Annotated in this window: 12 protein-coding genes; 7 read left to right on the top strand and 5 right to left on the bottom strand. The window is 69.6% G+C overall.

Annotated elements, in window-relative coordinates; all coding sequences use genetic code 11:
• Positions 1–21: 21 nt before the first annotated feature.
• Together FCL41_RS07955 and uvrB are read right to left on the bottom strand one after the other, a co-directional pair.
• Positions 22–471: a VOC family protein gene (locus FCL41_RS07955; protein WP_137065539.1), complete on the bottom strand. Its 450-nt coding sequence runs from the start codon at positions 469–471 to the stop codon at positions 22–24.
• Entirely contained in the window at positions 468–2597 is a 2130-nt protein-coding gene (gene uvrB / locus FCL41_RS07950; RefSeq protein WP_137065538.1) for an excinuclease ABC subunit UvrB, read from the bottom strand. Before uvrB ends, FCL41_RS07955 begins: the two co-directional genes overlap by 4 nt.
• Positions 2598–2858: 261 nt before the next feature.
• Between uvrB and FCL41_RS07945 the strand changes: the two genes are divergently transcribed.
• The 6 genes from FCL41_RS07945 (at position 2859) to FCL41_RS07920 (ending at position 9301) form a co-directional block, all read left to right on the top strand.
• A complete protein-coding gene (locus tag FCL41_RS07945; protein ID WP_170970221.1) occupies positions 2859–6020 on the top strand; it encodes an ATP-binding protein in 3162 nt (1053 codons plus the stop codon).
• Positions 6017–6436, top strand: coding sequence for a roadblock/LC7 domain-containing protein (locus FCL41_RS07940; RefSeq protein ID WP_137065536.1), 420 nt, complete (start codon positions 6017–6019; stop codon positions 6434–6436). Before FCL41_RS07945 ends, FCL41_RS07940 begins: the two co-directional genes overlap by 4 nt.
• Before the next feature lie 12 nt (positions 6437–6448).
• Positions 6449–6817, top strand: coding sequence for a DUF742 domain-containing protein (locus tag FCL41_RS07935; protein ID WP_137065535.1), 369 nt, complete (start codon positions 6449–6451; stop codon positions 6815–6817).
• Positions 6798–7385 carry a GTP-binding protein gene (locus tag FCL41_RS07930; RefSeq protein WP_137065534.1) on the top strand — a complete coding sequence of 196 codons (588 nt, stop codon included), beginning with the start codon at positions 6798–6800 and terminating at the stop codon, positions 7383–7385. Before FCL41_RS07935 ends, FCL41_RS07930 begins: the two co-directional genes overlap by 20 nt.
• Positions 7386–7581: 196 nt before the next feature.
• Positions 7582–7959: a DUF742 domain-containing protein gene (locus tag FCL41_RS07925; protein WP_137065533.1), complete on the top strand. Its 378-nt coding sequence runs from the start codon at positions 7582–7584 to the stop codon at positions 7957–7959.
• 88 nt (positions 7960–8047) lie between these two features.
• Entirely contained in the window at positions 8048–9301 is a 1254-nt protein-coding gene (locus FCL41_RS07920) for a phospholipase D-like domain-containing protein (RefSeq protein ID WP_212723099.1), read from the top strand.
• Positions 9302–9374: 73 nt separating this feature from the next.
• On the opposite strand, the gene FCL41_RS07915 is transcribed toward FCL41_RS07920, so the two are convergent.
• Positions 9375–10301, bottom strand: a complete 927-nt coding sequence (locus FCL41_RS07915) for a DNA-3-methyladenine glycosylase family protein (protein ID WP_239021840.1) — start codon at positions 10299–10301, stop codon at positions 9375–9377.
• A 128-nt stretch (positions 10302–10429) separates the two neighbouring features.
• Here FCL41_RS07915 and FCL41_RS07910 point away from each other — a divergent pair, with 128 nt between their 5' ends.
• A complete protein-coding gene (locus FCL41_RS07910) occupies positions 10430–11134 on the top strand; it encodes a TetR/AcrR family transcriptional regulator (RefSeq protein ID WP_137065532.1) in 705 nt (234 codons plus the stop codon).
• Positions 11135–11222: 88 nt separating this feature from the next.
• On the opposite strand, the gene nusB is transcribed toward FCL41_RS07910, so the two are convergent.
• Both nusB and efp read right to left on the bottom strand, forming a co-directional pair.
• Positions 11223–11630, bottom strand: a complete 408-nt coding sequence (gene nusB / locus FCL41_RS07905) for a transcription antitermination factor NusB (protein ID WP_137065531.1) — start codon at positions 11628–11630, stop codon at positions 11223–11225.
• 23 nt (positions 11631–11653) lie between these two features.
• Positions 11654–12217 carry an elongation factor P gene (efp, locus tag FCL41_RS07900; RefSeq protein WP_137065530.1) on the bottom strand — a complete coding sequence of 188 codons (564 nt, stop codon included), beginning with the start codon at positions 12215–12217 and terminating at the stop codon, positions 11654–11656.
• Between the last annotated feature and the right edge of the window lie 57 nt (positions 12218–12274).

Below are 12274 nucleotides of genomic sequence, written 5' to 3'. Positions count from 1 at the left end.
CGACCGCCACGACATCCAGACTCAGTCGAGACAGAACTCGTTGCCCTCGGGGTCGGTCATGACGATGTAGCCGTCGCTTCCGAGCTCTTCACCTGGCTCGTGACGCCGCACCCGCGCGGCCCCGAGCTCCACGAGTCGAGCGCACTCGGCCTCCAGGGCCTCCAGGGCGGCACCGCCCTCGATTCCTTGGGCGGCACGCACGTCCAGGTGGACCCGGTTCTTCGCGCTCTTGCTCTCCGGGACCTGCTGGAAGAAGACCCGGGGACCGGAACTTCCCTCTGGTGGGACGATCGCCGACTTGGAGTTGCGCGCCTCGGGCGGCACACCCCACGCCTCGAGCGCCTGGTCCCAGCTGGCGAAGGGCGGCGGCGGAGGTTGGAGCCGATAACCGAGCGCCTCCGCCCAGAACCTCGCGAGCCGGTCGGGGTCGTGGGCGTCGAACGTGATCTGGACCTCGCGGACCGCACTCACTTCGTCGCCTCCATCATCTGCCTCAGCTCCTTCTTGAGCTCACTGATCTCGTCGCGGAGCCTCGCGGCCACCTCGAACTGGAGCTCGGCCGCCGCCGTCTTCATCTGGTCGGTCAGCTGCTGGATCAGCTCGGCGAGGTCGGAGCTCGGGACCCCTGCCGTGTCAGGCAGGTCGTGGTGGAGCTTGGAGAGCATCGGAGTCGGCGAGCCCTTGGGCTTGACCCCGCCCGCACGGCCCTTCTGGCCGACGTCGGCCCAGGTCTGGAGAAGCTCCTGGGTCGTCTCGTCCTCGCGGGCGAGCATCTCGGTGATGTCGGCGATCTTCTTGCGCAGCGGCGTCGGGTCGATGCCGTGCTCGGTGTTGTAGGCGACCTGGATGGCACGGCGTCGGTTGGTCTCGTCGATCGCGGACTCCATCGACCGGGTGATCCGGTCGGCGTACATGTGCACCTGTCCCGAGACGTTGCGCGCCGCGCGACCGATCGTCTGGATCAGCGACTTGTCCGAGCGGAGGAAGCCCTCCTTGTCGGCGTCCAGGATCGCCACCAGGGAGACTTCGGGCAGGTCGAGGCCCTCACGGAGCAGGTTGATGCCGACGAGGACGTCGTACTCCCCCAGCCGCAGGTCACGCAGGAGCTCGATGCGCTTCAGGGTGTCGACCTCGGAGTGGAGGTAGCGGGTGCGGATGCCGGCCTCGAGCAGGTAGTCGGTGAGGTCCTCGGACATCTTCTTCGTCAGGGTGGTCACCAGGACGCGCTCGTTGCGTTCGACCCGTTCGCGGATCTCGTGGATCAGGTCGTCGATCTGGCCCTTCGTGGGCTTCACGATGACCTCGGGGTCGATCAGTCCGGTCGGGCGGATGATCTGCTGCACCGCGTTCTGCGCGCCGCCCACCCGGTCGAGCTCGTAGTCGCCCGGGGTCGCGGAGAGGTAGATCGTCTGCCCGATGCGGTCGAGGAACTCCTCCCACCGCAGCGGACGGTTGTCCATCGCGGACGGGAGACGGAAGCCGTGCTCGACGAGGTTGCGCTTGCGCGACATGTCGCCCTCGTACATGCCGCCGATCTGCGGCACGGCGACGTGGGACTCATCGATGACCAGCAGGAAGTCCTCGGGGAAGTAGTCCAGGAGCGTGTTGGGCGCACTCCCTCGGTTGCGACCGTCCATGTGCATCGAGTAGTTCTCGATCCCGGAGCAGGAGCCGACCTGCCGCATCATCTCGATGTCGTACGTGGTGCGCATCCGCAGCCGCTGGGCCTCCAGGAGCTTGCCCTGCCGTTCGAAGGTCGCCAGCTGCTCGACGAGCTCGGCCTCGATGCCCTTGATCGCCCGCTCCATGCGTTCAGGTCCGGCGACGTAGTGCGTGGCGGGGAAGACATGGATCTCGTCGTCCTCGGTCAGGACCTCGCCCGTCACCGGGTGCAGGGTCATCAGCCGCTCGACCTCGTCACCGAAGAACTCGATGCGGATCGCCATCTCCTCGTAGACCGGGAACACCTCCACGGTGTCGCCGCGGACCCGGAACGTGCCTCGGGTGAAGCTCAGGTCGTTGCGGGTGTACTGGTTGTCGACGAGCTGGCGGAGCAGCTTGTCGCGGTCCTGTTCCTGGCCCCGACGGAGTCGCACCATGCGGTCGACGTACTCCTGCGGCGTGCCCAGGCCGTAGATGCACGAGACCGTCGAGACCACGATGACGTCGCGGCGCGTGAGCAACGAGTTGGTGGCGGAGTGCCGCAGGCGCTCGACCTCCTCGTTGATCGAGGAGTCCTTCTCGATGTAGGTGTCCGTCTGCGGGACGTAGGCCTCGGGCTGGTAGTAGTCGTAGTACGAGACGAAGTACTCGACGGCGTTGTCGGGGAAGAGCTGACGCAGCTCGTTGGCGAACTGCGCGGCGAGCGTCTTGTTGGGCTGGAGCACCAGCACGGGGCGTTGGAGCTCCTCGGTCACCCACGCCACGGTCGCCGTCTTGCCCGTGCCCGTGGCACCGAGCAGCACCACGTCCTTCTCGCCCGCCCGGATGCGTTCGGAGATCTCCTTGATCGCCGTCGGCTGGTCACCCGAGGGCTGGTAGTCGGACTTGACGGTGAAGGGCGCCACCCGGCGCTCCAGGTCGCTCACTGGCCGCATGCTTCGAGCGTACGCGGCCCGGCCGACAAGGCGCACCCACGCGCCCCCGCCTCGCTCGACGGTGCTCGGCCCTCTGGGCGGCGTGCCGAGGCAAGCGCCTTCGACTGGTAGCAGCACGAGCCCCCGTGGGCAACTTTCGTCACACCAGTCCTGCCATTCCGCGAACACAGGACGGTCTTGGTCCTTATGTTGTCGTCCGGGCCCGATCCGCGGTCCAGCCGTTTTACGGACGATCCACCAGAGAGACCCACCGGAGAGCTCATGGCAACGAAGAAGAACGGCGTGTCGTCGTCCTCGTCGGACACCTCCGACGTCGAGCGCGTGAGGTCCCGCGCCGGGTGGCGCGTCTCCGGCTGGAAGCTGCGCAACAAGATCGCCCTCGCCCTCGCCTTCCCGATGGTCGCCGCCTCGTGGTTCGCGGTCGACAAGTCGGTCGAGGCCTGGCTCGTCGCCGATCAGTACCACGCCACGGCCGGACAGATCGGCGTACTCGGCCCCACCATCGACTACCTGTACGCCGCCGAGTCCGCGACCGTCGTCGCGCGCTCCGAGTCGGCGTCCAACTCTCCCGCGCGCAAGGAAGCAGTCGAGAAGGTCCGCAAGGCAGCCGAGCGGCTCGAGGCCCAGATCGACGACGAGGCCCTCACCGACAACCAGAAGGCCCAGCTCGAAGGGCTCGTGGCGCTGAGTGACCAGCTCCGCGACGGCCGCGCCTACGTGACGCTGCTCCAGTCGCTCTCGCAGGTGCGCCAGCTGCACAACGGCGTGAGCGACTTCTACCAGTCGATCATCAACGGCCAGAACGCCCCGGAGCCCGTGCTCCAGCAGATCGGCTACGTGATGGACGGCCGGCTCGCGTTCACGATGCAGCAGCTCCAGGTCGCCTACCAGGGCAACCGCATCACCAACTCCTCCGACGTCCTGTCGGCCCTGGGCGTCGAGGAAGCTGCCGTCGCGCAGCTGGCCCGCGCCAGGGAGCAGGCCCCGGACGTCCTCGACCTGCGCTCGCTCAACGCCTCGCGCTTCGACACCGTCGAGAAGGGCACCGGCGAGCTCGTCTACGAGGACGCCCTCAAGGTCTACGACAGCCTTCAGTCCCAGGTCCTGACCGAGTCCGAGGAAGCGCTGGACGCCAGCGCTGCCGAGGCGCGCTCGAAGGCCATCCTCAACATCATCATCCTCGCGGCCTCCCTCCTCACCACGATGGTCCTGGCCTGGCTGATCGTCCGCGTGATGACCCGCCCGGTGCTCACCGTGCGCGACAGCGCCCGTGAGGTGGCCAGCACGAAGCTGCCGCAGGCGGTCGCCACGATCCGCTCCGGCGGAGACCCGGGCACGATCGACCGGATCCCTGTGCACACCAACGAGGAGATGGGCCAGCTGGCCCGAGCTGTCGACGAGCTCCACCAGACCGCCGTCGACCTCGCCAAGGGTGAGGCGCAGCTCCGTACGCAGGTCGGTGAGATGTTCGTGACCCTCTCGCGTCGCAACACCTCCCTGATCAACCAGCAGCTCGGCCTGATCGAGGAGCTTGAGCGCGACGAGCAGGACCCCCGTCGCCTCGAGAGCCTCTTCCGGCTGGACCACCTGGCTGCCCGCCAGCGTCGTACCGCCGAGAGCCTCGTCATCCTCTCCGACGCACCGGTCCGCCAGCGCGACGGTCAGAGCCTGCTGGTCAACGACGCGCTCCAGGCCGCCACGGCCGGTGTGCAGGAGTACCAGCGCGTCGAGATGCGCGGCGGCTCCTCCGAGCAGCTCGTCGGTGCGGCCGCCAACGACATCGTCCACCTGCTGACCGAGCTCATCGACAACGCGCTCTCGTTCTCGCCGCCGACCGAGCCGGTCAACGTGAGCACCACGAGCGCCGTGGGTCAGACCGTCATCTCCATCTCCGACGGTGGCCTCGGCTTGCCGGACGACGTCCTCGACCAGCTCAACGCCATGCTGCGCTCCGACGTCGGCATCACCCCCGACGCCGCCCGACGCATGGGCCTCTTCGTGGTGAGCCGTCTGGCCCAGCGCCACTCGCTCGACGTCAGGCTGACGAAGAACGGTCGCGGTGGCGTCACCGCCACCGTGGGCATCCCCGACTCCCTGCTGGTCGGTGGCTCGAAGCCGGAGACGGTCGTCACCGTGCCGCCGCCCATCGACGTGCCCACCGCTCACAGCGTGCAGGCCGCCCCGGAGGTGCCCAAGCAGGCACCTGCCCCGACCATGGCTCCTCCCGTCGTCGCCGAGCCGGTCATCCAGGAGCCCGTCGCTCCGACAGCTCCCGCTGCTCGCCCCGACCCCCTGAACGACCCGCTGCCGACGCCGCTGGGTGATCCGTTGACGGACCCCCTGCCGCAGCGCAGCAACGGCTGGACGAATGCTCCCGAACCCGCACCCGCACCCGTCGCCAAGGCACCCGAGGTCGCCCCGGCGCCTCAGGAGGACCGTCAGGTCGAGCAGATCAACGCGGCCATCAGTGCCGTGACCGGTCTGCCCAAGCGTCGGCCCGGTGCCACCGTGCCCGGTCGGCAGGCAGCGGTCGCCCCCGCCGGCGGCAGCCTCTTCGCTGACACCGCGCAGGCTCCGCCCGCCGTCGCCGCGCCCGAGCCGGTCGCCGAGCCCGTCGCAGTCCCGGAGCCCGTGGCCCTGGTCGCCGCGCCCGAGCCGGTCGCCGCACCCGAGCCCGACGAGAACGTGAGCTTGTTCGCGCGTGCCACCGGCGAGGACGGCTCCTCCAACGGGAAGGCCGAGAGTGGCGCCCTGGGCATGGTGTCGCTGCGAGAGGTGCGTGCAGCACGCGCTGCAGCGCAGGGGTCTTCCGCAGCGAAGTCGGCTCCGGCCACCGAGCCCTCTCCGCAGATCTCCGCCGAGGACCCGCTCGGCCTGGACACTCCCAGGAAGACGGACCGCCAGGTGGACGAGGCGTCCACGATGGAGTCTGCCGAGCTCGTGGTCGACGAGGCCAGCGCGACGCAGGTCGAGGTCACGGACCCCACGCCCGTCGAGGCACCTGCCGTCGTGGCGCCGGTGGCCCACGAGGGCTCGCACAACGGCCTGAGCAACGGCCTGAGCAACGGCTCGCTCCCCACGCGTTCGCCCGGCTCCCACAGCATCACCCCGCCGCCGACGGAGGCTCCCTCCACGGGCTGGCTCGGAGGCACCCAGGCCTCGTTCGGCACCACCGCCGACGCGGGCTGGCACGCCGCCCACCGGGCCACCGAGTCGGAGGTCGTCCCGACGGCCACCTCCGGCCTCCCCCAGCGTCAGCCGGGCCGACGCCTGGTCCCGGGCAGCGTCGCCCCGACGCGTACCGCCCCGACGCGCGACCCGGAAGCCATCCGTAAGCGCCTGGCAGCCCACGCAGCCGGGGTCTCCCGCGGCCGCACCGCATCCGTCACCACCACCAACACCCAGAAGGAAGGTCCGGCATGACCAACGAAAGCGCACACGCCCAGGACACCGGACTGAACTGGATCGTCACCAAGTTCATCCAGGAGGTTCCCGGCACCGCCCACGCCGTGCTGGTGTCCGCGGACGGCCTGCTCATGGCCGCCAGCGACCGCCTCCCCGCCGACCGTGCCGAGCAGGTCGCGGCGGTCTCGTCGGGTCTCGCCTCGTTGGCCGTCGGCGCCTCCCGCCTCTTCGAGGGTGGCCCGGTCCTCCAGACGGTCATCGAGATGGAGCTGGGCTACCTGCTCCTCATGGCCGTCGGGGACGGGTCCAACCTCGCCGTCCTGACCCAGGACTCCGCCGACATCGGCCAGGTCGGCTACGAGATGGCCCTTCTCGTCGAGCGTGTGGGCCGCATGGTCCAGGCGACGGCGCGAGTGCCCCAGCCGACCGCGTGAGGGTGAACCCACATGGCTACTGACGACGACTGGGACGACGCCCCCGCACCGCGGATCGTCCGTCCCTTCACGATCACCGCAGGGCGCACCAAGCCCAAGGTGGACCTCCCCGTCGAGGCGACCCTGCGCCTGCAGGAGCACGCCCACGGTCGGTCGTGGCCCAACGCCTCGATCGCCCACGTCGTGGACGTGTGCCACCTTCGTTCGGTTGCCGAGGTCTCGGCGCTCGTCTCCATGCCGATCGGCGTGGTCCGCGTGCTGCTCGCGGACCTCATCGAAGCCGGTCACGTGGCCGTGCAGGCAACCATCTCCTCCAACTCCTCCAGTGACCAGCGTCGCGACCTGATCGAAAGGACCCTCCGTGGACTTCGAGCCTTCTAACTCCCGTGGCGCCGCATCCACCAAGATCGTGATTGCGGGCGGCTTCGGCGTCGGCAAGACGACCCTGGTCGGATCCGTCTCCGAGATCGACCCCCTGCGCACCGAGGCGCTCGTCACCGACGAGTCCGTGGGCATCGACGACATCTCGCAGGTGCCGTCCAAGCACACCACGACCGTGGCCATGGACTTCGGACGCATCACCCTGGGCGAGGACCTCATCCTCTACCTGTTCGGCACGCCCGGCCAGAAGCGCTTCTGGTTCATGTGGGACGACCTGTGCCTGGGCGCGATCGGCGCCATCGTGCTGGTCGACACCAACCGTCTGGACGAGGCGTTCTCGCCGCTCGACTACTTCGAGGAGAAGGGTCTGCCCTTCATCGTCGCGCTGAACCAGTTCGACCAGGGCCCGCAGTTCGAGCTCGAGGCCGTGCGCGAGGCCCTGGCACTCCCCGCGCACGTGCCGATGATCCGCATCGACGCCCGCGACCGGGAGTCCGCCAAGGGCGCCCTGATCCGCGTCACCGAGTACGCCCTCGAGCGGATGGCCAGCCAGCTCCCCGTCGGCTGACCTGACGCTCCACCCCTGTCGACGTCGGCCGGCCTCTCCGGAGGCCGGCCGTCGCCACCGCAGCCTCCGGGAAGATCACCCGGCTGCGCGTCGACGGGCACCGTCGAGAACCTTCTTGGGCCCTGGGGGTGTGGAGTGGCCCACATCGTGGCCAGAGGATTGGTTTCCACCCACGTCGGTGAGCGATCATGTGTTCATGGCCAGTTACGACGCTCCGCGCGGCAAGCATGCCGGTGAGCCGGCTCCTCCGGCGTTCGTCCGCCCCTTCACCCTCACCCGTGGCCGTACGGTGCCCCGCGTCGACCTCCCCTTCGAGGCCACGCTGGTGACCACCCCTGATTCACAGGCCCAGGTCTTCGGCCAGCACGCCCGAGCGCTCGAGCTCTGTGACGGACGCTCCGTGGCCGAGGTCGCAGCCGCGTTGGAGCTCCCCATCGGAGTCGTCCGCGTGCTCGTCGGCGACCTCGTGGCCGACGGCCACGTCTCGGTGCGTCGCACCCTCACCGCTCGCTCCAGCCACGACGACCGCCTCGAGCTCCTGCAGCGCACCCTCGCCGGCCTCAAGGTGAGCTGACCTCCTTGCCGAGCTCGCTCCCACGCGTGGAGGTCGACACCCCGCGGGAGGGACACCCGTCCGGTGCCGTCGACGTTAGGGTGGCCGCGTGAGTCGTCCCCTGTCCGCCCGTGTGGTCCGAGTGGTCCGCGGCGTCCTGGTGGCGCTCTTCGTCACCCCCTTCGCCCTGGCCATCGGCCTCACGGTGGTCGACAAGTACCGCCGCCGCGGCAACCGTTCGAAGCCCTTCCCGCGCAGCGCACCCGCGAACGTCGAGGTGGAGGACGGGTCGGTCACCGTCTACACCTACGGCCAGGACCTGTACGACGCGATGCTGGCCGCGATCGACGGCGCCCAGCACCAGATCTTCTTCGAGACCTACATCTGGAAGTCGGACGAGATCGGCGAGGCGTTCAAGCGCGCACTCTCGGCTGCCGCGGACCGGGGCGTGCAGGTCTACTGCATCTACGACGCCTTCGCGAACCTCGTCGTCCCGCCACGGTTCAAGCGCTTCCCCTCCAACATGTCGGTCCTGCGCTTCCCGATCTACAACGCGGGCTTCCGGTTCTGGGACTTCCGCCACTACGGCCGCGACCACCGCAAGGTGCTGGTCGTCGACGACACCGTCGCCTTCGTGGGCGGCTACAACATCGGGGCGCCGTACGCCACGGAGTGGCGCGACACCCACATCGCCATCACCGGCCCTGCGGTCTGGGACCTGAAGCGCGCGTTCGCGGACTTCTGGAACCTCCACCGCCGGCACCGGTTGAGGCCGAGCGAACAGCCGTTGCTGCTGGGGGCCCCGACGACGTGGGAGGCCCACATCCGGCTCTCCCGCAACACCCCGCGGCTGATGATGTTCCCGATCCGCGCCATGTACCTCGACGCGATCGACCGCGCCGGCGACCACATCTGGATGACACACGCCTACTTCATCCCCGACCAGGACTTCACCGAGTCCCTGGCTGCCGCGGTGGCCCGCGGCGTCGACGTACGCATCCTCATCCCCCACCGTTCCAACCACATCGTGGCTGACTGGATCTCGCGTGGGCTCTACGCCCAGTTCCTGGAGGCGGGGATCCGCATCTTCCGCTACCAGGGTGCGATGGTGCACGCCAAGACCGCCACCATCGACGGCCGGTGGACCACGGTGGGCACCGCCAACATCGATCGCCTCAGCCTCACGGGCAACTACGAGATCAACATCGAGATCATCGACGAGAACATGGCTGCCGCGATGGAGGAGATCTACCGCGTCGACCTCACCAACGCCGTCGAGCTCACCCGCGAGGAGTGGGACGGGCGCGAGTGGCACCGCAAGATCACCGAGTTCCTGCTGGGTCCGCTCCGCCCGCTTCTCTGACGGCCTGCTTCTCTGACTGCTCAGTGCGCGGCCCGGATGGGCCGGCCGGTCCATCGGTGGCTCAGCGGGCGTCTCAGCGCCTCACCGGCAGGTGTGTACGCGGTGCGAGCTTCGGCCCACGTCGGGGTCTCGACATCCCGATGCCCCGCAGCAGGTGTGCCACGCGCCCGCGGTGCGGCGCCCACGGGGCGAGGTAGTCGGCCAGGTCGCGGTCGGTGAAGACGGTGTGCCCGAGCGCCCACCCCACCTGCGTGGCGAGGTGGTAGTCGCCGTAGGAGACGGCGTCGGCGTCCCCCAGGGCCCGCATGCGGACCTCGGCGCTGGTCCACACCCCGATCCCCGGGATCGAACGCAGGGCGGCGTCGATCCTGGACGGTTCACGCTCCACGATCCGCTGGAGCGACCCCGCCAGACGCGCACCCCGGACGGCGGTGCTCGACCGGGCGTGGTCGACACCGAGCTGGATCCACTCCCACGAGGGGAGCTGGGCCACCACCTCGGCGCACGGTTGCACGTGCAGCCCCAGGGCGGCGCCGGGACCGGGCGCCGGATCACCGTGGCGCCGTACGAGGCGTCGGAAGGAGGCGAAGGCCTCCTGGCCCGTCACCTTCTGCTCGAGGATCGACGGCAGCAGGGACTCATGGAGGAGGCCGGTCCGCCCCAGACGCCAGTGCGCGGACCGCCGCCACGCCTCCGCGACCAGCGGCGTACGCGGGTCGAAGCGCGTGACGTCGTCCTCGGCACCGAGCAGGGCAGGCAGCTGGTCGAGGGCCCACTCCGCCCCCGGGCCCCACGCGTGGGCCCGCACCACACCCTCGGCACTGAGGGGCTCCACCCGGAGCGTGACAGGGCCCAGGGGCGTACGTGCGGCCCGCCAGGTCGTGGCGCCGTCGACGCGCTGGGTCGGGTCCCCCGCCCCTCGTCGGTGCTGGCGCAGGAGCGTCCCGACCGGGCAGGCCCAGGCGGGCCGCCAGATCCGCTCCGAGCCCTCGTCCACCACAGGTGACACGGTACGCCCGGCCCCCGACACGACCCCGACTCGACGCCGGTGCCGGGTCATGCCAGCCAGGCGCCACCCCGTGCCACTCAGGTGTCACACGCGGTTGCACGAAGACTTACACTCCCCCCATGGAGCAGAGCACCACTCCTCCCGCAGCGCAGCGCAGCGGGAGGACCCCAGCGGCGTCGCGCCGCCGCCAGCGCACCCAGGAGATCCTCGCGGCCACCCGGGCGCTCTTCGACGAGCGTGGCCTCGGTGACGCCCAGATCGAGGACATCGCGCGCTCCGTGGGCATCAATCGCGCGATCGTCTACCGCCACTTCAGCGGCAAGGAGGAGCTCTTCGCGCTCACGCTCGTCGGCTACCTCGACGAGCTGCGCACAGCCCTCTCCCTCGCCGACGACGCCTCGGCCGTCCCTGCCGTGCGTCTCCAGCGCCTCGTGGAAGCCTTTGCCGACTACGGACTCGCCCATCCGGCCTTCGTGGACTGCGCGCAGACGCTCATGCGCCGCACGGGCCCAGAGCTGCTCGACGAGGTGAGCGAGGAGGCCGCGCTGCGGCTGGGCCGCGCGATGGCCTCCTGCCTCGGCATCCTGACCAAGGTGCTGGTCGCGGGTGGCGCCTCGGGGGACTTCCACGTGACCAACCCCCCGGCCCTGGCGAACCTGCTCTACGCCACCGGCCTGGGGACCCTCCAGCTGGCCCGTGTCGGCCTCCTGGTCGAGGAGGACGCCTCCGGCGCGCCCCAGATCCGCACGATCGCCGGGGCCACTGCGAAGGACTACCTGGTCCGCTCGGCGGTGGCACTGGCCACCGCACCGGTCACCGCCTAGAGGCCACGGTCTGGTCCCCACCGCCTGGAGACCACGCGAGCCCCGACGACCAGGTCGTCGGGGCTCGCGTACGTGGATGGTCCTGAGGTCAGACCAGGTCGGACTTGTCGCGCATCACGGCGCCGAGGACACCGTTGACGTAGGTGGGCGACTCGTCGGTCGACAGGTCCCGGACCAGGGCCAGGGCCTCACTCACGGCCACCGCCTCGGGGACGTCGTCGGAGAAGAGCAGCTCGTAGACGCCGAGGCGCAGGACGTTGCGGTCCACCGCCGGCATGCGCTCGAGCGACCAGCCCTGGGCGTACTGCCTGAGCACCTCGTCGATCCTGGCGCGGTGCGCCTGGACGCCTCGCACCAGCTCACCGGTGTAGGCGTTGGTGGGGCCCTCGCCGTCGGCGACGGCCTTGTCGAGGGCGTCCACCGGGTCCTCCGAGCGCAGCTCGGAGGCAAAGAGGATGTCAAGGGCGCGCTTGCGGGCCTTGCTGCGGGCAGCCATGGGTGTCGAGACCAGCCGGTCCGTCAGGCCTTGACGCGGCCGAGGTAGGACGAGTCGCGGGTGTCGACCTTGACCTTCTCGCCGCTGGTCATGAAGAGCGGGACCTGGATGACGTGACCGGTCTCCAGCGTGGCCGGCTTGGTGCCGCCCGTGGAGCGGTCGCCCTGGAGGCCGGGCTCGGTCTCGGCGATGAGGAGCTCCACCGACGCGGGCAGCTCGACGTAGAGCACCCGACCCTCGTTGGTGGCGATGATCGCTTCCTGGTTCTCCAGGAGGAAGTTCTTGGCGTCGCCGACCGACTCGGGCGAGACCTCGATCTGGTCGTAGGTCTGCACGTCCATGAAGACGTAGGAGTTGCCGTCGTTGTAGAGGTACTGCATCGTCCGCTTGTCGACGTTGGCGGTCTCGACCTTCGTGCCGGCGTTGAAGGTCTTGTCGACGGTCTTGCCCGACTCGACGTTCTTCAGCTTGGTGCGGACGAACGCGGGGCCCTTGCCCGGCTTCACGTGCTGGAACTCGACCACGGACCAGAGCTGGCCCTCCAGGTTGAGAACCATGCCGTTCTTGAGGTCGTTGGTGCTTGCCATGAGCGGGGTGCCGCCTTCGTCTCGGGGTTGCAGGGCCGACTGGCGATTCTAGTGGCG

Source organism: Nocardioides jishulii, from assembly GCF_006007965.1.
Taxonomy (GTDB): Bacteria; Actinomycetota; Actinomycetes; order Propionibacteriales; family Nocardioidaceae; genus Nocardioides; species Nocardioides jishulii.
Note: the sequence above shows the minus strand (reverse complement) of the source record. Positions and strands in the feature narration are given on the sequence as shown.